15 protein-coding genes are annotated in these 18,077 nt (G+C 61.8%); 9 read left to right on the top strand and 6 right to left on the bottom strand.

Features of this window, described 5'->3' with window-relative positions; all coding sequences use genetic code 11:
* The first annotated feature begins 259 nt into the window (after positions 1-259).
* Together ACYU03_RS20390 and ACYU03_RS20385 are read left to right on the top strand one after the other, a co-directional pair.
* Entirely contained in the window at positions 260-670 is a 411-nt protein-coding gene (locus ACYU03_RS20390; RefSeq protein ID WP_461886431.1) for a GFA family protein, read from the top strand.
* Positions 671-957: 287 nt separating this feature from the next.
* Positions 958-2,334, top strand: a complete 1,377-nt coding sequence (locus ACYU03_RS20385; RefSeq protein ID WP_461886430.1) for an NAD-dependent succinate-semialdehyde dehydrogenase — start codon at positions 958-960, stop codon at positions 2,332-2,334.
* 181 nt (positions 2,335-2,515) lie between these two features.
* Here ACYU03_RS20385 and ACYU03_RS20380 read toward each other — a convergent pair whose 3' ends face one another.
* The gene (locus ACYU03_RS20380; RefSeq protein WP_461886429.1) at positions 2,516-3,532 is read right to left on the bottom strand and encodes a zinc-dependent alcohol dehydrogenase family protein; all 1,017 of its coding nucleotides are present in this window, start codon (positions 3,530-3,532) and stop codon (positions 2,516-2,518) included.
* Between the two features lie 71 nt (positions 3,533-3,603).
* Positions 3,604-4,731 (bottom strand): zinc-binding dehydrogenase, encoded by a 1,128-nt coding sequence (locus tag ACYU03_RS20375; RefSeq protein WP_461886428.1) that lies wholly within the window; start codon positions 4,729-4,731, stop codon positions 3,604-3,606.
* 610 nt (positions 4,732-5,341) lie between these two features.
* Here ACYU03_RS20375 and ACYU03_RS20370 point away from each other — a divergent pair.
* The 4 genes from ACYU03_RS20370 (at position 5,342) to tadA (ending at position 9,676) form a co-directional block, all read left to right on the top strand.
* Positions 5,342-5,887 carry an AAA family ATPase gene (locus ACYU03_RS20370; protein ID WP_461886427.1) on the top strand — a complete coding sequence of 182 codons (546 nt, stop codon included), beginning with the start codon at positions 5,342-5,344 and terminating at the stop codon, positions 5,885-5,887.
* Between the two features lie 196 nt (positions 5,888-6,083).
* The gene (locus ACYU03_RS20365; protein WP_461886426.1) at positions 6,084-7,697 is read left to right on the top strand and encodes an ABC-F family ATP-binding cassette domain-containing protein; all 1,614 of its coding nucleotides are present in this window, start codon (positions 6,084-6,086) and stop codon (positions 7,695-7,697) included.
* A 117-nt stretch (positions 7,698-7,814) separates the two neighbouring features.
* Positions 7,815-9,197 (top strand): multicopper oxidase family protein, encoded by a 1,383-nt coding sequence (locus tag ACYU03_RS20360; RefSeq protein WP_461886425.1) that lies wholly within the window; start codon positions 7,815-7,817, stop codon positions 9,195-9,197.
* The gene (gene tadA, locus ACYU03_RS20355; protein WP_461886424.1) at positions 9,197-9,676 is read left to right on the top strand and encodes a tRNA adenosine(34) deaminase TadA; all 480 of its coding nucleotides are present in this window, start codon (positions 9,197-9,199) and stop codon (positions 9,674-9,676) included. The genes ACYU03_RS20360 and tadA overlap by 1 nt, the downstream gene beginning before the upstream one ends.
* A 24-nt stretch (positions 9,677-9,700) precedes the next feature.
* Here tadA and mltF read toward each other — a convergent pair whose 3' ends face one another.
* Positions 9,701-11,158, bottom strand: coding sequence for a membrane-bound lytic murein transglycosylase MltF (mltF, locus tag ACYU03_RS20350; RefSeq protein WP_461891511.1), 1,458 nt, complete (start codon positions 11,156-11,158; stop codon positions 9,701-9,703).
* Positions 11,159-11,437: 279 nt separating this feature from the next.
* Between mltF and purL the strand changes: the two genes are divergently transcribed.
* Positions 11,438-15,334, top strand: a complete 3,897-nt coding sequence (gene purL / locus ACYU03_RS20345; RefSeq protein WP_461886423.1) for a phosphoribosylformylglycinamidine synthase — start codon at positions 11,438-11,440, stop codon at positions 15,332-15,334.
* A gap of 2 nt (positions 15,335-15,336) precedes the next feature.
* Positions 15,337-15,648 (top strand): NGG1p interacting factor NIF3, encoded by a 312-nt coding sequence (locus ACYU03_RS20340; RefSeq protein ID WP_461886422.1) that lies wholly within the window; start codon positions 15,337-15,339, stop codon positions 15,646-15,648.
* Between the two features lie 43 nt (positions 15,649-15,691).
* Here ACYU03_RS20340 and tatC read toward each other — a convergent pair whose 3' ends face one another.
* From tatC to tatA, 3 genes are read right to left on the bottom strand one after another with little or no spacing between them, the layout of a single operon-like run.
* Positions 15,692-16,450 carry a twin-arginine translocase subunit TatC gene (tatC, locus tag ACYU03_RS20335; RefSeq protein ID WP_461886421.1) on the bottom strand — a complete coding sequence of 253 codons (759 nt, stop codon included), beginning with the start codon at positions 16,448-16,450 and terminating at the stop codon, positions 15,692-15,694.
* Positions 16,434-16,727 carry a Sec-independent protein translocase protein TatB gene (tatB, locus tag ACYU03_RS20330; RefSeq protein WP_461886420.1) on the bottom strand — a complete coding sequence of 98 codons (294 nt, stop codon included), beginning with the start codon at positions 16,725-16,727 and terminating at the stop codon, positions 16,434-16,436. The genes tatC and tatB overlap by 17 nt, the downstream gene beginning before the upstream one ends.
* The gene (tatA, locus tag ACYU03_RS20325) at positions 16,727-16,957 is read right to left on the bottom strand and encodes a twin-arginine translocase TatA/TatE family subunit (RefSeq protein WP_461886419.1); all 231 of its coding nucleotides are present in this window, start codon (positions 16,955-16,957) and stop codon (positions 16,727-16,729) included. The genes tatB and tatA overlap by 1 nt, the downstream gene beginning before the upstream one ends.
* Before the next feature lie 142 nt (positions 16,958-17,099).
* Here tatA and gspK point away from each other — a divergent pair, with 142 nt between their 5' ends.
* A complete protein-coding gene (gene gspK, locus ACYU03_RS20320; RefSeq protein WP_461886418.1) occupies positions 17,100-18,065 on the top strand; it encodes a type II secretion system minor pseudopilin GspK in 966 nt (321 codons plus the stop codon).
* The last annotated feature ends 12 nt before the right edge of the window (positions 18,066-18,077 follow it).

Below are 18,077 nucleotides of genomic sequence, written 5' to 3'. Positions count from 1 at the left end.
GTTGGCAACCTTCTCTGCACCAACGCTGGAAGCTGGGTGGAGGATGGTCGAACTACTTCTCGCACTCCTGAGAGGCTGATCAGCCGAGGCCCCGCGGGAGGTCTGGTCGCTGGAATTGATCTTGTGCTCCTCTCATGGAGGGGACGTGGCAACCCCTTAACCCTATACAGGCTCGTCTTGACAGTCGCGGGTAAGAGCGGTAATTTTTCGAAAACGTTTTCGTTTTTTTTGACGTATTGCTTGATGGAGAGATTGGACCATGAGAGCGCGTGAGGGCGGCTGCTTGTGCGGCGCTATTCGATACAAGGTAAAGGATGAGCCACAAGCCATTGTGGTTTGCCATTGCAGCCATTGCCAAAGAGCGAGTGGCAGTGCGTTTTCCGTGAACCTTTTGGTAAAGGAGGGAGATTACGAACAAGCAGGGGAAACCAAGTTCTTGGTGGATACGGGTGATAGTGGGCTGCCGTCCTATCGCCATTTTTGTGGCAATTGCGGTTCCCCAATCATGACCAAGGCGATGAATCTGCCTGGCATCGTCTTGGTGAAGGCGGGAACCCTTGACGATCAGGAGGGGCTCCAGCCGCAGGTCGAGATCTACACCGAACACGCAATGAAGTGGCATGCCCCGGTCATTGGTGCAGTTCGTTTTAGTCAGGCTCCACCAGGCTGATCGGAGTAGGGAATGGTGATTTTTTTGCCATATAAAGAAAACGTTTTCGATATATGGCCGGTCAGGCTGCCCAGTGCACTGAGCAGTCAGAACAGAAAGGCGCAGCGATGCGACCAATGCAAGCGGTCCAAGTGGCGAAGGCGGGTGGCCCGCTCGAACTCGTCGAGCGAGGCATCTCCGGAACCGGTCGGGGCGCATGAAGAGTCGTTCTACGGTCCGAGCACGGGGCAGATTCGATCGACTTGCTTTTCTCTTCCATCCAACGTGTCACTAGTGAGGAGTTATCCATGAGCTTTCAGAGCATTAACCCGGCAACGGGCGAACTCATAAAGGAATTTCCACTTCAATCGGATGCTGAAGTCTTCTCGGCGTTGGAGAAGGCGGACAAGCTCTATCGTGAAGACTGGCGGTTGCGGTCTGTGGCCGACCGTGTCGCTATCATCGCGCGAGCCGCCCAAATTCTTCGCGAAAAACGCGATGAATACGTGACCTATCCCACCCTCGAAATGGGCAAGGTCACGCGCTTCGGTTATATGGAGGTCGATCTGGTCGCCGATATCCTGGACTACTACGCGAAGAACGGCGAGCGGCTGCTGGCGGCGCAGGAACTGCCAGGGGAGCCAGGCGCGACCCTGCTGTCCGAGCCCATCGGCGTCATTCTGGCAATCGAGCCCTGGAATTTCCCCTATTACCAACTGGTTCGGGTCGCGGCACCGCAGCTTATTGCCGGCAATGTGGTGCTGATGAAGCATGCTGAGAACGTGCCGCAATGTGCGCTGGCGTTCGCACGCTTGTTCGAGGAGGCCGGTGCGCCTGAAGGGGCTTATACGAATCTCTTCTGCAGCATCGATCAGATCGCCAAATTGATCGAAGACTTCCGTGTTCGTGGTGTGGCGCTGACCGGCAGCGAACGTGCGGGAACGTCGGTTGGCGAACGCGCCGGCCGGAACTTGAAGAAGGTGATCCTCGAACTGGGCGGTAGTGATCCGGCCATCATCATGCCGAGTGCCCCGCTGGATCATGCAGTGGAACAGGTCGTGATGGGGCGTACGTTCAACTCGGGACAAGGTTGCGTCAACATCAAGCGCGTCATCGTCATTGGCAAGCAGCGTGGCGAACAGATGTTGGAGGCCTTGAAGCAGAAATTCTCCGAGATCAAGGTCGGCGATCCCACGGATGAAGCCACATTGCTCGGTCCGCTTGTCAGTGAGCGAGCCCTGCAAGGACTACTCAAGCAGATTGATGACGCGAAGGCCGCCGGGGGCCGAATCGTCTTTGGAGGCAAGCGGGTAGATCGTCCGGGCTTCTATCTCGAACCGACGATCATCACCGATATTTCTGAAAGCAATCCTCTTTATACACAGGAAGCGTTCGGTCCGGTGCTGTCCTTCTATATCGTGGATAACGAGGAAGAGGCAATCCAGCTAGCCAATGCCACCCCTTATGGCTTGGGCGGTTATGTCTTCGATGCTGATGTCGAGAATGCAAAGCGAGTGGCTTCGTATATCGACTCCGGCATGGTCTATATCAACTCGTGCTTCGCCGACTCACCTGGGTTGCCCTTCGGCGGCGTCAAGAACTCCGGCTTCGGGCGGGAACTATCTGAAATCGGTATTGGCGAGTTCTTGAATCGCAAGCTGATACGGGTAGCCGAAGTTGGGTGAGATAAACAGACGGCGTAAGAGCGGCTACTAAGGCGTTTGACGAATTGGCGGCCACTGTGAACATTTGCGCGTCAGCAGGCCGCCCAAAACGAAAGCGCAGCTCTTGGCTGCGCTTCGTTCTATAGGAAGGCACGATAAGCAGGAGAGCTGACTAGCTGAGCTGCTCTCCTGTTTGTCGGGCTCAAACCACAACCACGATCTTTCCGACCTGTTGGCCTTTTTCCATGTAGCGATGCGCGTCGGCGATTTCGGCGAGCGGGAACGTCCGGTCGATGCGCGGCTTCAAATGGCCGCTGTCGAGCTTCTCATAGACGTATCGTTCAGCGCTCTTGAGCGCCTCGGGATCGCCGGTGATCGAGAACATCGTGTAGCCCATGAGTTTGAAGGGCTTGCCTTGCGCGCCCTGTCCCCAGGCTTCGTAGATCGGAAAGGGCGTCGGCTCGGGGGCCAGGTTGCCGTAGATCATGATGAGTCCGTCCCGGGCTGTGGCCTTGGCGAGTTCGAGGATGCCGGAACCAGCCACGGCATCGAAGACGATCTTTGCACCGACGCCGTTGGTGATTTCCAGAATCCGCGCAGCGATATCTTTCTCTTCGTCGGTGATGATCACGTGGTCGGCGCCGGCGGCAAGGAGCTCGTCTCGTTTGTCTGCGCCACGCGTGGTCGCGATCACGATGCCACCCTCTGCTTTGACAATCTGAATCGCAGCGATGCCGATCGAGCTAGTGGCTGCGGTCAGGACGACATGATCGCCCTTGGCGACACGTCCGTTATGTACCAGTGCTCCATAGGTCGTGATGTATTGCATCCAGATGCTGGTGCCTTGCTCGAACGACAGGTGCTCCGGATAAGCCGCGAGTGCGCCAGCGGGGACGATCGCCACCTCGCCATAGACGCCATATTTGTTCAGCGGAAAGGCTGGCACGGTCGAACGTACCTTTCCGATGAGATCGGTATCGACGTCTGGACCAACGGCCTCGACAATGCCCGATGCCTCATAGCCGATGTTCGATGGGAAACTGGGTTCCAGGAAGTACTGGCCCTCGCGGAACATGACCTCGGCCCGGTTCAGACCGATGGCCTTGACACGAAGGCGGACCTCGCCGGGACCCGGTTCGGGTAGAGGGAGCGTGTCTATACGCAGTACTTCGGCGCTGCCTTTCTCATGGAAACGCACGATTTTCACTTGATTCGGCATGTCGGTTCTCCACACCTCGTAGGGGAGGTTTGTCAGGTAAATAAAGTGGCTTCTTTCGCAAGGTGGCGAAATCAGCCCTGGGTAGGATCGATCAGGAATTTCTCGCCCGTCGCTTTGCGGTCGAAGGCGCGTAGCACGTCAGGTTGCAGCACGTCGGCCAGGCCGATGGTGCGCGTGTAGTGGCTTGCGAAGGTGGTAGTCAGTTCGTTGGTCACGCGCTGGCGAAGACGCTGCACGACTTCCGGGCCAGCCTTGGGCAGGTAGTTGAAGAGCAGCCACGCCGATACGCTCCATGCGTAGCCCAGCGCGCCGCGGTCCAGCACGGTTGGTGCGGTGTCGAGGCTGCCGTAGATGTAGAGCTGCTTGAACACGGTCGTGCCATATCGGCTGTAGGCGCCGGGTATCCGAGCGGCGGCGCGCTCCATTGACTGGAGGATGTCGCTACCGAGCTTTCCGCCGCCGATCGCGTCAAAGGCGATGGTGGCACCTGTCTCCGCAATCGCCTCGGTCAGACGTGCAGCGAAGTCCGCGTCCTTGCTGTTCAGCACGTGGGTCGCACCGATGCTCCGCAGAAGGGTTACTTGTTCTTCTGAGCGCACGATGTTGACCAATGGGATGCCGTCGGCAAGGCAGATTCGCTGCAGCATCTGGCCGAGATTGGACGCGGCTGGAGTGTGAACGATGGCCTTATGGCCTTCCCGGCGGGCGGTTTCGACGAAGCCGAGGGCGGTCAGGGGATTGATGAACATGGACGCGCCATCAGCAGCGCTGGCACCTTCGGGCAGGGGGATGACGTCATTCATGCCGATCTTGCGGTAATCGGCGTACATGGCGCCGCCATACATGCCGACGCGCTTGCCCAGCAGGGCGGCTGCATTCTTGCCGGCTGCGACGACCGTTCCTGCGCCTTCATTGCCTACGGGCAGCGACTGGCCAATCCGGCCGGCGACAGCCGCCAGGCGCGTTGTCGGCACGGTGAGCGTCAGCCTCGGTGCACCTGGCTTGTCCGACACCTCGATGTTGGACAAATCCGCGGGGCCCAAGAGCAGGCCGGTATCACTAGGGTTGACCGGTGCCGCCTCGATACGGACGACAACCTCGTCATCACCAGGTTCTCCCAATTCAACTTGATCCAGTGACAGAACGAGCGTGCCGTTCTTGTCGATGGTCGATCGCATTTCGCGTCCGGTCCAGGTCATATTCCTGCCTCCAATAACGGGTATCCGAGCTTTCGCCTGCGTAGCTAGCTTCGGTTTCAAAAAGACTAAAAGAAAACGTTTTCGTAGTCCACATATCTTAGCGGACCCTATCAAGCCGAAAGCCAAGCGATGGCTTCCACCTCGAACAGGAACGCCGGGAGGAATAGGGCGGAAACCTTCACGGCCATACTGGCTGGATGAAGTTGTCGCGGGCCTAGTGCATCGGAACCTTGGCGCCAGTCGCTGTGCCGTCGAGAGGGTCGATGTCCCTTGGACCAAGCGGTGTTGTACACGCGAGTACCTTTTTAGAAAAACGATTTCGTTGGTGTTGTGCTGAAAAGTGCTTCCGGTGACCGGCTCTGGCGTAGCGCCGTATCAGGTCCTAGATGTGCCGCGACAGTCAGGGTGGGTCGAATCAAGATGGCCGACTGGAGTACGGCTGCGAAGACGGTAAGGGTGAACTGATTACCTGATCGGTCTGCCAGGAAAATGTTGTTCCACGGTAGGGGGAATCAAGCTAATAAGCTGTAGGTAATTGGCTATGTGACTGAAAGAATCGTCGCCTCGCAAATCGCTCCATCTTCCTCTCATACGCAAGGTTCAGGGTCATATGGATCATTTCGTTGTCATTTCTGGCTGTTCGGGTGGAGGCAAATCCACGCTGCTTGCTGAGCTTCAGCGGCAAGGCCATGCCATCGTCGAAGAGCCTGGGCGGCGTATCGTTCAGGCAGAAGCCCGCACCGGTGGCCAAGCCCTCCCGTGGGTCGACATGGCTGCGTTTCTACGTCGAGCCATCGCACAGGCACTGGATGACCATGAAAACGCTAGTGCCGGCAGCGGGAAATGGCTGTTCTTCGATCGTGGCTTGGTAGATGCGGCAGCGGCGCTTCAGGAACTGACGGGGGAGCCGCTTCTCGCAACGCTCGGACAACGCCATCGCTATCACCGTCGTGTGTTTCTCGCTCCACCGTGGCCTGAAATCTATGAGCAAGATCCGGAGCGCCGTCATGACATGGGGGCAGCGTTGGCCGAGTACGAGAGATTGCAGAAGGCCTATCCGGCGCTTGGCTACGAGGTCTCGTTACTGCCCAAGGTCAGCGTGCCGGAACGCGTGGATTTCGTGCTGAATACTTTGGCGGTCAAGTCGCCTAGCTGAATTACCGCTGCGAGAAGGGCAAAGACGGGATCAATGCGTGACTTTGCCCTCTGGCGCAGATGCTTTTACACTTGCATGCCAATCATCCATTACCGAGGTATGCGTCATGCGCCATTGATGCCGCCGTCTTCATGACGGCCAGTCTCCACCTACCCCCATGAGCAGGGGGAGTTCTTGGCATCCTTGGAAATGACACATGACCAATCCCTATCTCGCGCTGGAAGGCGTGTCTTATGTTCTGCCGGACGGCAGGACACTCTTCTCCGAACTCAACGAACAGTTTGACCATCGTCCCACAGGTCTGGTCGGGCGCAATGGCGTCGGCAAGAGCGTGCTGGCGCGTATTTTGTCTGGACAGGTGCCACCGACTGCCGGGCGTTGTGCGCGTTCTGGCAGCGTGCATTACCTGGGGCAGCAGGTCTCTCATCCAGCGGGCACCACCGTTGTCGGTCTGGCAGGTGTGCAGGTCACGCTAGATGCGCTTGAGCGCATCGAGGCGGGCAGCAGTGCGACCGACGACTTCGATGCCGTGGGCGATCGTTGGGATATACGCCTGCGTCTGCAGCATGAGCTGGAACTCATCGGCCTGGGCTATCTCGATGTTACGACGCCTGCGAGCGTGCTCAGTGGCGGCGAGGCCATGCGTGTCATGCTGATCGGTGCTTTCTTGTCGGATGCCGATTTCCTCATCCTGGATGAGCCCAGCAATCATCTAGACCGACCGAACCGTCAGGCGCTGATCGAGCAGTTGCAGCGTTGGTCGCGCGGCCTGTTGGTGGTGAGCCATGATCGGCAATTGCTGGAGACGATGACGCGTATCGTGGAGCTGTCCTCACTGGGGCTGCGCAGCTACGGTGGCAATTACAGCTTCTACGCGCAATGCAAGGAGCAGGAGCGGCAGAACGCAATCCAACAACTCGAACAACGCAAGCTCGAACGCCAACGCGAAGAACAGTCCCTGCGCGAGCAGCGTGAGCGCCAGGAACGGCGGCAGGCCCGCGGCAGTCGGCGTGCGCACGAGGCCAATCAAGCCAAGATCCTGCTGGACCGCCAGAAGGAGCGTAGCGAGAGTTCGGCAGGCAAGTTGCGTCAGCAGCATGCTGCGACCCGGGAACAGCTCGCCCAGCGCGTGCGCGAGGCCGCGCAGCAGGTCGAAGAAGATTTGGCGATCGTGGTGCACGCGCTGCCGGTCGCCCCGTCTTCACAGCGACGTGTCGCGGAACTGGATGCGCTGGAGCTACCCTTTGTATCGGCTGCCACGCGCCATGTCAGCCTTAGCTTGACTGGACGGCAGCGGGTGGGCGTGGTTGGTCCCAACGGTTGCGGCAAGTCGACCTTGCTCAAGGTCCTCGCTGGCCAGCTTCAACCTCGGACCGGGGCCTGTCGGGTAGCGGTCGAAGGTGTCTATCTCGATCAACGGCTGGCCAGCCTGGAGCCTCAGCGCAGCGTGCTGGAACAGATGCTGGCAGCCAACCGCACCGCTACAGAAGGCGATCTGCGCATGCGCCTCGCGCAACTTGGCCTGGATGCCCAGAAGATCGTCGTGCCCAGCGGCTCGCTCAGCGGCGGGGAGCGGCTGAAAGCGGCGCTGGCGTGCGTGCTCTATGCCGATCCGCCGGCGCAGTTACTATTGCTGGATGAACCCAGCAACCACTTGGACCTGCCTTCGGTACAGGCGCTGGAAACCATGCTGCGCAGCTATCAAGGCGCTTTGCTTGTGGTGTCGCACGATGATGCGTTCATGCATAGCCTTGGTTTGACGGATCGTCTGGTGGCGACTGAACAGGGGTGGCGGTTGGAACAGTGGTGATGAGGACGGAGGAGAAGACTTCACTTAATCTTTCTCAATCGCAGGTGTATCGTATTCGCCCTTCATCGCTGGCCACTGCTGGCAGACTGATTGCGCAGAAACGAGGTACCCGCACTGATGTCCTTTACCCGTCGACAAATGCTCAAGGGCTTGACCGGCCTCGTCGTGGTTGGCTTGGGCGCTGGGGGCGCCGCGCGCTACTGGCTGGGCAAGGTCGAGGACGAGCAGGCCGGGCATGACTACGAGCTGATCGCCGCTCCTCTGGACGTCGAGCTGGTGCCGGGCTTCAAGACCGAGGCCTGGGCCTTCGGCCCGTCGGCGCCTGGCACCGAGTTGCGGGTGCGCCAGGGCACCTGGTTGCGGGTGCGTTTCATCAACCACCTGCCGGTGGAGACGACCATTCATTGGCATGGCATCCGCCTGCCGCTGGAAATGGACGGCGTGCCTTACGTGTCGCAGTTACCGGTGAAGCCTGGCGAGTTTTTCGACTACAAGTTCCGGGTGCCGGACGCCGGCAGCTACTGGTATCACCCCCACGTCAGCAGCTCCGAAGAACTGGGCCGTGGGCTGGTCGGCCCGCTGATCGTCGAGGAGCGCGAGCCAACCGGATTCCGCCATGAGCGCACCCTGAGCCTGAAGACCTGGCATGTGGACGAGCAGGGCGCCTTCATGCCATTCAGCATTCCCCGCGAGGCGGCGCGCAATGGCACTGCCGGGCGGCTGATCACCATCAACGGCCAAGCCGATTCGGTCACTGAACTGCCAGCGGGGCAGGTGGTGCGGGTGCGCCTGCTCAACCTGGACAACACCTGGACCTACCGCATCAACCTCAGGGGTAATTGCGAGGCGATGATCTACGCCCTGGACGGCAATCCGGTCACGCCAAGGCCTTTGGAGAAGGACTATTGGCTCGGTCCGGGCATGCGCATCTGCCTGGCGATCCGTATTCCCCAGGCAGGCGAGGAGGTCTCCCTGCGCGATGGCTTCGTGCGCCTGGGGACCCTGCGCTCGGTGGCCAGCGACGAAGCGCCTGGCGACTGGCCGCCAGCCTTGCCGGCCAACCCTGTCGCCGAGCCAGACCTGGCCAATGCCGAGAAACTCAACTTCAATTTCGAATGGGTGGGCAAGGTCTCGGTGAACACCGAGAACGGCAAGCCGCCGAGCCTCTGGCAGATCAATGGCCTGGCCTGGGACATCACCGACAAGACCTGCGCCGACCGGCCCATCGCTACTTTGCAGAAGGGCAAGAGCTATATCTTCGAACTGAAGAACATGACCCAGTACCAGCACCCGATCCATCTACACGGCATGAGTTTCAAGGTGATCGCCTCCAATCGCCACAAGATCGTCGAGCCTTGGTTCACTGACACCTACCTGCTGGGCAAGAACGAGCGCGCCCAGGTGGCGCTGGTGGCGGATAACCCGGGTACCTGGATGTTCCACTGCCACGTGATCGACCATATGGAAACCGGCCTCATGGCGGCGATCGAGGTAGTCTGATGCGTCCACAGATCATCGATCGCAGCCGTGACCAGGAGTTCATGCGCATGGCCCTGGACCTGGCCGCCGAGGGCGCAAGCCTTGGCGAAGTGCCGGTTGGCGCGGTGCTGGTGCAGCATGGCCAGGTGATTGGGCGTGGCTTCAACTGCCCGATCAGTGGCAGCGACCCCAGCGCTCATGCCGAGATGGTGGCCATCCGCGCCGCTGCCCAGGCTGCCAGCAATTACCGGCTGCCAGGCAGCACCCTGTACGTCACCCTTGAGCCTTGCAGCATGTGCGCGGGGCTGATCGTTCACTCGCGGGTCAGCCGAGTGGTCTTCGGCGCCCTGGAGCCCAAGGCCGGAGTGGTGCAGAGCCAGGGGCAGTTCTTTACCCAGGGCTTTCTGAACCACCGGGTGATCTTCGAGGGAGGCGTGCTGGCGGAGGAGTGCGGGCGGATCCTGAGCGAGTTCTTCAAGGCGAGAAGGGCGAAGGCCTGAAGACCTGAGGATGAATGCCTCGATTCACATCGGCGGTGACTGCTCCGCCGGCTTGTCCTTGTTCACACCGGGCACATGCAGGTTGCCTTCGGCCACCTGGCCTTCGAGCTGCGGCTGGGTCACCCAGGTGAGGATGTCGTAGTAACGGCGGATGTTGGCCACGAAGTGCACTGGCTCGCCACCGCGGGCATAACCGTAGCGGGTCTTGCTGTACCACTGTTTCTGCGACAGGCGTGGCAGCATTTTCTTCACGTCCAGCCACTTGTTCGGGTTCAGGCCTTCGCGCTTGGCCAGGGTGCGAGCGTCTTCGAGATGGCCGCTGCCGACGTTGTAGGCGGCCAGGGCGAACCAGGTGCGGTCCGGTTCCTGGATGCTGTCATCGAGCTGGGACTTCACCAGCATGAAGTACTTGGCCCCACCTTCGATGCTCTGCTTGGGATCCAGGCGGTTGGAGACGCCCATGGCCTGGGCGGTACGCTGCGTCAGCATCATCAGGCCGCGCACGCCGGTCTTGGAGGTGACCTCGGGCTGCCATAGGGACTCCTGGTAGCCGATCGCGGCGAGCAGACGCCAGTCCACCTGTTCCTTTTTCGCCGAAGCGTGGAAGAACTTCTCGTAGCGTGGCAGGCGCTGCTGCAGGTGCTGGGCGAAGGTATAGGCGCCCACGTAGCCAAGCACGTCGACATGGCCGTAGTAACGTTCCTTCAGGCGTTGCAGGGTGCCGTTCTTCTGCGCTTTGTCGAGGAAGCCGTTGATCTCGTTGAGCAGGCTGTTGTCCTCGCCGGCCGCCACCGCCCAGCGCTGATCGCGGGAGTCGCCCAGGTCGAAGGCGACCCGCACGTTGGGGAAGTAGACCTGGTTCATCGCCAGTTCGTTGGAGTCCACCAGGGTCAGGTCGATCTGCCCTTCATCGACCATGCGCAGCAGGTCTACGACTTCTACTGCGTCGGATTCTTCGTATTCTAGTGTCGGATACTGCTTTTTCAGCTCAGCCAGTTGCTCGGCATGGCTGCTGCCCTTGAGCACCATGATCTTCTTGCCGATCAGCCCCTTGGCGTCGGTGGGACGGGAGCGGCCGTTGCGGTAGATGATCTGCGGGGTGACTTCCAGGTACGGGTGGGAGAAACGCACTTGGGCTTGGCGCTGCTCGCTGCTGACCAGGCCCGCGGCGGCCAGCACTGGGCCGGAAGGCTTGCCGAGCTGGGTGAAGATGTCGTCGAGGTTGTCGGCGGTCTCGATCTTCAGCTCCACGCCCAGGTCGTCGGCGAAGCGCTTGACCAGCTCGTACTCGAAGCCGGTTTCGCCGTTGCGGTCTTGGAAGTAGGTGGCCGGGCTGTTGCGGGTGATCACGCGCAGCACACCATCCTCCTTGACACGCTCGAGGGTGCTGGGTTTATCAACACAGGCACCGAGCATCAGGAAGAGTCCGGTTGCGATGAGCCATCTGGCGCAGCGCTGGCGCAAAGCAGTGTGGGCGAACATAGCTTGCAGTATACGCAAAGCACAGGTCCCGCCATATCTCGACAACTGCTAGCTTGTCTGCTAGCGGTCAGTTGCAAGCCCCATGGCGCAAGCTGCAAGAAAAAGTAGAACCCGTGCGGTCCACTTCCTTATAGCTTGTAGCTTAATAGCTGCTTTTTTTGACCCTGGAGTCCGGTTCGGCCGCTGCTCGGTATTGCCCTATTGCGGGTGCCGAAAGCCGTGGATTTAGGCTAGAATGCACGGCCTCTAAGCACACCCCTTCCTGAGGCTGTCCCGACGATGTTGATCCTGCGCGGCGCTCCTGCCCTTTCTGCCTTTCGCCACGGTAAGTTACTCGAGCAACTGAGCCAGAAAGTCCCCGCTGTTACTGGTTTGTATGCCGAATTTGCCCACTTCGCCGAGGTCGACGGCGAACTGACCGACGACCAACAGCAGGTGCTTGGTCGTCTGCTCAAGTACGGCCCGAGCGTACCGGTCCAGGAGCCCAGCGGTCGCCTGTTCCTGGTGGTGCCGCGCCTGGGCACTATTTCGCCCTGGTCGAGCAAGGCCAGCGACATCGCCCACAATTGCGGCCTGGACAACATCCAGCGTCTGGAGCGGGGTATCGCCTACTACGTCAGTGGTGAGCTGAGCGAGGCCGACGCGGCCACCGTCGCCGCCCTGCTGCACGACCGCATGACCCAGCGTGTGCTGGCCAGGCTGGAGGAGGCCGCCGGCCTGTTCAGCCACGCCGAGCCCAAGCCGCTGACCGCCGTGGACGTCCTCGGTGGCGGCCGCGCCGCCCTGGCCCAGGCCAACATCGAGCTGGGCCTGGCCCTGGCCGAAGACGAGATCGATTATCTGGTCAATGCCTTCCAGGGGCTCAAGCGCAACCCGCACGACATCGAACTGATGATGTTCGCCCAGGCCAACTCCGAGCACTGCCGTCACAAGATCTTCAACGCCAGTTGGGATATCGACGGCGAAAGCCAGGAAAAAAGCCTGTTCGGCATGATCAAGAACACCTACCAGATGCACAGCGAAGGCGTGTTGTCCGCTTACAAGGACAACGCCTCGGTGATCGTCGGTAATGTGGCCGGACGCTTCTACCCGAACCCTGAGACCCGCCAGTACGGCGCGGTTCAGGAGCCGGTGCACATCCTGATGAAGGTCGAGACCCATAACCACCCGACCGCCATTTCGCCATTTTCCGGTGCTTCCACCGGTTCCGGTGGCGAGATCCGCGACGAGGGTGCCACTGGCCGTGGGGCCAAACCCAAGGCCGGCCTCACCGGTTTCACCGTCTCCAACCTGGAGATTCCGGGCTTCGAGCAGCCGTGGGAGCAGCCGTACGGCAAGCCAGAGCGCATCGTCACCGCGCTGGACATCATGATCGAAGGCCCGCTGGGCGGCGCGGCGTTCAACAACGAATTCGGCCGTCCGGCCCTGACCGGTTACTTCCGCACCTTCGAGCAGTCGATCGAGACGCCGCGTGGTGAAGAAGTGCGCGGTTACCACAAGCCGATCATGCTGGCCGGCGGCCTGGGCAACATCCGCGAAGACCACGTGCAGAAGGGCGAGATCACCGTCGGCGCCAAGCTCATCGTCCTCGGTGGCCCGGCCATGCTGATCGGCCTGGGCGGCGGCGCGGCCTCCTCGGTGGCCACCGGCGCCAGCTCCGCCGACCTCGACTTCGCCTCGGTGCAGCGCGAGAACCCGGAAATGGAACGCCGCTGCCAGGAGGTCATCGACCGCTGCTGGCAACTGGGTGATGCCAACCCGATCGCCTTCATCCACGACGTTGGTGCCGGCGGCCTGTCCAACGCCTTCCCCGAGCTGGTCAACGACGGCGGCCGCGGTGGTCGCTTCGAACTGCGCAATGTGCCGAACGACGAGCCGGGCATGGCGCCTCACGAAATCTGGAGCAACGAATCCCAGGAGCGTTACGTCCTGGCGGTCGATGCCGCGGACTTCGAGCGCTTCAAGGCCATCTGCGAGCGCGAGCGCTGCCCGTTCGCCGTGGTCGGTGAAGCCACTGCCGAGCCGCAACTGACCGTCACCGACAGCCACTTCGGCAACAGCCCGGTGGACATGCCGCTCGATGTGCTGCTTGGCAAGCCGCCGCGCATGCATCGTTCGGTGAGCCGCGAAGCGGAGCTGGGCGATGACTTCGACCCGAGCCAGCTGGACCTGGACAACGCCGTCGAGCGCGTCCTGCACCACCCGGCCGTGGCCAGCAAGAGCTTCCTGATCACCATCGGCGACCGCAGCATCACCGGCTTGGTGGCCCGCGACCAGATGGTCGGCCCGTGGCAGGTGCCAGTGGCCGACTGCGCCGTCACCGCTACCAGCTTCGACGTCTACACCGGCGAAGCCATGGCCATGGGCGAGCGTACCCCACTGGCCCTGCTCGACGCTCCGGCGTCCGGCCGCATGGCCATCGGCGAGGTGCTGACCAACCTGGCTGGCGCGCGCATCGGGCAACTCTCCGACATCAAGCTGTCGGCCAACTGGATGTCCGCCGCCGGCCACCCCGGTGAAGACGCCCGCCTGTACGACACGGTCAAGGCCGTGGGCATGGAGCTGTGCCCTGAGCTGGGCCTGACCATTCCGGTCGGCAAGGACTCCATGTCCATGAAGACCCAATGGAGCGAAGAGGGCGCCGAGAAGAGCGTGACCTCGCCGATGTCGCTGATCGTCAGCGGCTTCGCTCCGGTCGAGGACATCCGCAAGACCCTGACCCCTGAGCTGCGCATGGACAAGGGCGAGACCGACCTGGTCCTGATCGACCTGGGCCGTGGCCAGAACCGCATGGGCGGCTCGATCCTGGCACAGACCTACGGCAAGCTCGGCAATCAGGCGCCGGACGTCGACGACGCCGAGGACCTCAAGGCCTTCTTCGCCGTGATCCAGGGCCTGAACGACGACGGCCACCTGCTGGCCTACCACGACCGTTCCGACGGTGGCCTGCTGGTCAGCGTGCTGGAAATGGCCTTCGCCGGCCATTGCGGCCTGAGCCTGGACCTGGACACCCTGGCCGAAAGCCGCGAGGAAGTCCCGGCGATCCTGTTCAACGAGGAGCTCGGCGCGGTGATCCAGGTACGCCAGGACGCCACCCCGGAAGTGCTGGCCCAGTTCAGCGCCGCAGGCCTGGCCGATTGCGTCGCGGTGATCGGCAAGCCGGTCAACAATGGCGAGGTTTCCATCACCCTCAACGGCGAAGTGCTGTTCGACGACCAGCGTCGTCTGCTGCAGCGCCAGTGGGCTGAAACCAGCTACCAGATCCAACGCCTGCGAGACAACGCCGACTGTGCCGACCAGGAATTCGACACGCTGTTGGAAGAAGACAACCCAGGCCTGAGCGTCAAGCTCGGCTTCGACGTCAACGAAGACATCGCCGCGCCGTACATCAAGAAGGGCGTGCGTCCGCAAGTGGCGATCCTTCGCGAGCAGGGTGTCAACGGCCAGGTAGAAATGGCGGCAGCCTTCGACCGCGCCGGTTTCAATGCCATCGACGTGCACATGAGCGATATCCTCGCCGGCCGAGTCGATTTCGACGCCTTCAAAGGCCTGGTCGCCTGCGGCGGTTTCTCCTACGGTGACGTACTCGGCGCCGGTGAAGGCTGGGCCAAGTCGGCCTTGTTCAACAGCCGCGCCCGTGATGCCTTCCAGGCCTTCTTCGAGCGTAACGACAGCTTCGCCTTGGGCGTTTGCAACGGTTGCCAGATGATGTCCAACCTGCATGAGCTGATCCCGGGCACCGAATTCTGGCCGCACTTCGTGCGCAACCGCTCGGAGCAGTTCGAGGCGCGCGTGGCCATGGTCCAGGTCCAGGAGTCGAACTCGATCTTCCTGCAGGGCATGGCCGGTTCGCGCATGCCGATCGCCATCGCCCATGGCGAAGGCCATGCCGAGTTCGCCAGCGAAGAAGCACTGCTGGAAGCCGACCTGTCTGGCTGCGTGGCCCTGCGCTACGTCGACAACCACGGCAAGGTCAGCGAAGCCTACCCGGCCAACCCGAACGGCTCGCCGCGTGGCATCACCGGCCTGACCAGCCGCGACGGCCGTGTGACCATCATGATGCCGCACCCTGAGCGTGTGTTCCGTGCCGTACAGAACTCCTGGCGTCCGGACGACTGGCAGGAAGACGGCGCCTGGATGCGCATGTTCCGCAATGCGCGGGTCTGGGTGAACTAAAGGTGTACAAGCTCGCCTTCTTCGTGCCGCCGAGCCATGTCGAAGAGGTCAAGGCCGCTGTTTTCGCCGCCGGTGGCGGACGCATCGGTGGCTACGACCACTGCGCCTGGCAGGTGCTGGGCCAGGGCCAGTTCCGCCCGCTGGACGGCAGCCAGCCGTACCTCGGGCAGACGGGCGTGGTCGAGCAGGTCGAGGAATGGCGGGTGGAGCTGGTGGTGGCGGACGACCTGATCGCTCAGGCCGTCGCTGCGCTCAAGCAGAGCCACCCGTACGAGACGCCAGCCTACGAGGTATGGCGGCTCGCCGAGTTCTAGACCGCACTGAGCCATTGGCGGGCTTGCCCGCCAATGCGTTTGCTCATTCAGGGACTATTATCTGGGCGTCTTGCCCGGACCGCCGCAACGCTGCGCACGCCACCAACCCCACCTCGAACAACAGCCACATCGGCACCGCCAGCAACGTCTGTGAAAACACATCCGGCGGCGTCAGGATCATCCCCACCACGAAACATCCGACGATCACGTAAGGCCGGCTGCGGCGCAGGGTCGCGGTGTCGACCAGTCCTGCCCAGACCACGATGAAGGTCGCCACGGGAATCTCGAATGCCAGCCCGAAGGCCAGGAATAGCGCCATGACGAAGTCCAGGTACAGGCTGATGTCGGTCATCATTGCCACTCCGTTCGGAGTCACGCTGGCGAAGAAGCCGAACATCATCGGGAACACCAGGAAGAACGCGAAGGCCATGCCGGCATAGAACAGCACGATGCTCGATATCAGCAGCGGCAAGGCGATGCGGCGCTCGCGGCGGTACATGCCGGGCGCGATGAAGCCCCAGGCCTGGTGCAGCAGTATCGGCATGGCAACGAACAGCGCGCACATCAGGGTCAGCTTGAACGGTGCCAGGAACGGTGAGGTCACGCTGGTGGCGATCATGCTTGCGCTTTCCGGCAGATAGCGGCGCAGTGGCTCGGAGACCAAGGTGTAGAGGGTCTGGGCGAAGGGGAACAGGCCGGCGAACATCACGGCAATGGCCAGCAGGCAGCGCACTAGGCGCCGACGCAGATCGCGCAGGTGCTCGGTCAGCGGCATGCGTGTTTCTTCAACGGCGATGCTCATGGCCGGTCTCCATGGTTGGCGCCGTGTCATTGGCCGGTTCGGCCTGCAGGCTGATGCCCTGGCGGATCTCCTGTTCCAGGCGCTGCAAAGGGGCGGTGTCCAGCCTCGGTGCATCCAACTCCCGCTCGACCTGCGCGCGCAAGGCGTTCATTGCCCGGCGTGCCTGGCCCAGCCCACGCCCGACCGTGCGCGCCGCTACTGGCAAGCGCTCTGGTCCCAGCACCAGCAAGGCCACCACGCCCACCAGCAAGAGTTCGCTGAAGCCTATCTCGAACATCAGCCCTGGCGTTCCGTTTGAGGTTGCTGCGCGGCCTGTCCGGCCTGTTGCGGTTGTTGCCGCAGCTGTGCCGAGGGGGTGGGTTCCTCGTTGCTGGTCCCCATGGATTTGCGAAAGCCCTGAATCGCTTCGCCGACATCGCTGCCCAGTCCTTTGAGGCGCTTGGTGCCGAACAGCAGGAACACGATCAACAGCACGATGACCAATTGCCAAATACCGATGCCACCCATGGAACCACTCCAAGTTCATGAAAAGGAAGGCGTTATCCTGCCTACCGTTTATGACGCGGACGTGACTTGGACAGCGTTTGCCATGTGCCTGAAACATCCGACGTGTTGACTGGCGCCTCGATGATCGACAGGGTTCGCAGGCATGGTTGGCAAGCAACAGCGCGGCGCGGCGCTGCTGATGGTGATGGTGGTTCTGGCAATGATTGCCACAGGCTTGACCTGGTTGGTGCAGGATGGCCGACAGCAGGTCGATGCTGTGCGCCTGTTGCAGCAACGGGTACAGGTGCGGGCCATGGAGCAGGCTGGCCTGGCCTTTGCCGAGCAGGCTCTGCGTGATCCGGCCTGGCGTGTCAGCCCCCTGTTCTGGCAGGCCTTGCGTGGCCAGCCGCTGTCTTACAATTTCGGTGCAGGGTCGGCGCAATTGCGTGTGCAGGATCTGCACACCTGCTTCAACGTCAATGCGTTGCTGGGTGAGGATGGCGAGCGTGCCGAACGCCAGTTGCGTTATCTGCTGGGGGATGACTTGGCCGCCGAGCGCCTGACCCACTCCCTGGCCGACTGGCTCGACAGCGACAGCCAGGCGCGCCTGCACGGTGCCGAAAGCGACCAGTATCTGCGCCAGTCACCGGCGCGGTTGGCCGCTAACCAGCCGATGCTGGACACCAGTGAGCTGAACCTGCTGCTTGAGCTGGACGCCAAGAGGCAGGGACGCTACCCCGCCCTTTGCGCCTTGCCCGAGACCACTGGCTGGCGCCTGAATGCCAATGCCCTTGGGCCAGAGCACTTGGCTTTGCTCGATGCGCTCTACGAGGGACGGTTTTCGCGCTCACTGCTCAGCCGCATCATCAGCGGCCGCCCGGCATCGGGCTATGTGGATGCCTCGGCGCTGCGTCAGGCATTGGGGGCGGTGGACGATGAGACCTTCGAGAGGCTGAGCTCGGGCCTGCTGCTCAACAGTGGGCATTTCCTGTTGCAGCTGACATTCGAAGAGGAGGGGCGCCGCCTGCGTAGCCAATTCGAGGTCGAGGCGCTGGGAGTGGTGCAATGGCACGCCCGGGTGCCGGTTCAACAGGTGCGGGTGAAGAGCCGCGAACCACTGCCCTGGTAAGGGCAGCGGTTC

The sequence above is a fragment of the Pseudomonas sp. X10 genome (assembly GCF_054889225.1).
This window is presented reverse-complemented; position numbering and strand designations above follow the sequence as displayed.

Coding starts and splice junctions, on each gene's coding strand:
- tatB (WP_461886420.1), bottom strand. CDS start 16,727: ATGTTCGAGATAGGCTTCAGCGAACTCTTGCTGGTGGGCGTGGTGGCC.
- ACYU03_RS20390 (WP_461886431.1), top strand. CDS start 260: ATGAGAGCGCGTGAGGGCGGCTGCTTGTGCGGCGCTATTCGATACAAG.
- ACYU03_RS20375 (WP_461886428.1), bottom strand. CDS start 4,731: ATGACCTGGACCGGACGCGAAATGCGATCGACCATCGACAAGAACGGC.
- mltF (WP_461891511.1), bottom strand. CDS start 11,158: ATGTTCGCCCACACTGCTTTGCGCCAGCGCTGCGCCAGATGGCTCATC.
- tadA (WP_461886424.1), top strand. CDS start 9,197: ATGCGTCCACAGATCATCGATCGCAGCCGTGACCAGGAGTTCATGCGC.
- ACYU03_RS20365 (WP_461886426.1), top strand. CDS start 6,084: ATGACCAATCCCTATCTCGCGCTGGAAGGCGTGTCTTATGTTCTGCCG.
- ACYU03_RS20385 (WP_461886430.1), top strand. CDS start 958: ATGAGCTTTCAGAGCATTAACCCGGCAACGGGCGAACTCATAAAGGAA.
- ACYU03_RS20360 (WP_461886425.1), top strand. CDS start 7,815: ATGTCCTTTACCCGTCGACAAATGCTCAAGGGCTTGACCGGCCTCGTC.
- purL (WP_461886423.1), top strand. CDS start 11,438: ATGTTGATCCTGCGCGGCGCTCCTGCCCTTTCTGCCTTTCGCCACGGT.
- ACYU03_RS20380 (WP_461886429.1), bottom strand. CDS start 3,532: ATGCCGAATCAAGTGAAAATCGTGCGTTTCCATGAGAAAGGCAGCGCC.
- ACYU03_RS20370 (WP_461886427.1), top strand. CDS start 5,342: ATGGATCATTTCGTTGTCATTTCTGGCTGTTCGGGTGGAGGCAAATCC.
- gspK (WP_461886418.1), top strand. CDS start 17,100: ATGGTTGGCAAGCAACAGCGCGGCGCGGCGCTGCTGATGGTGATGGTG.
- tatA (WP_461886419.1), bottom strand. CDS start 16,957: ATGGGTGGCATCGGTATTTGGCAATTGGTCATCGTGCTGTTGATCGTG.
- tatC (WP_461886421.1), bottom strand. CDS start 16,450: ATGAGCATCGCCGTTGAAGAAACACGCATGCCGCTGACCGAGCACCTG.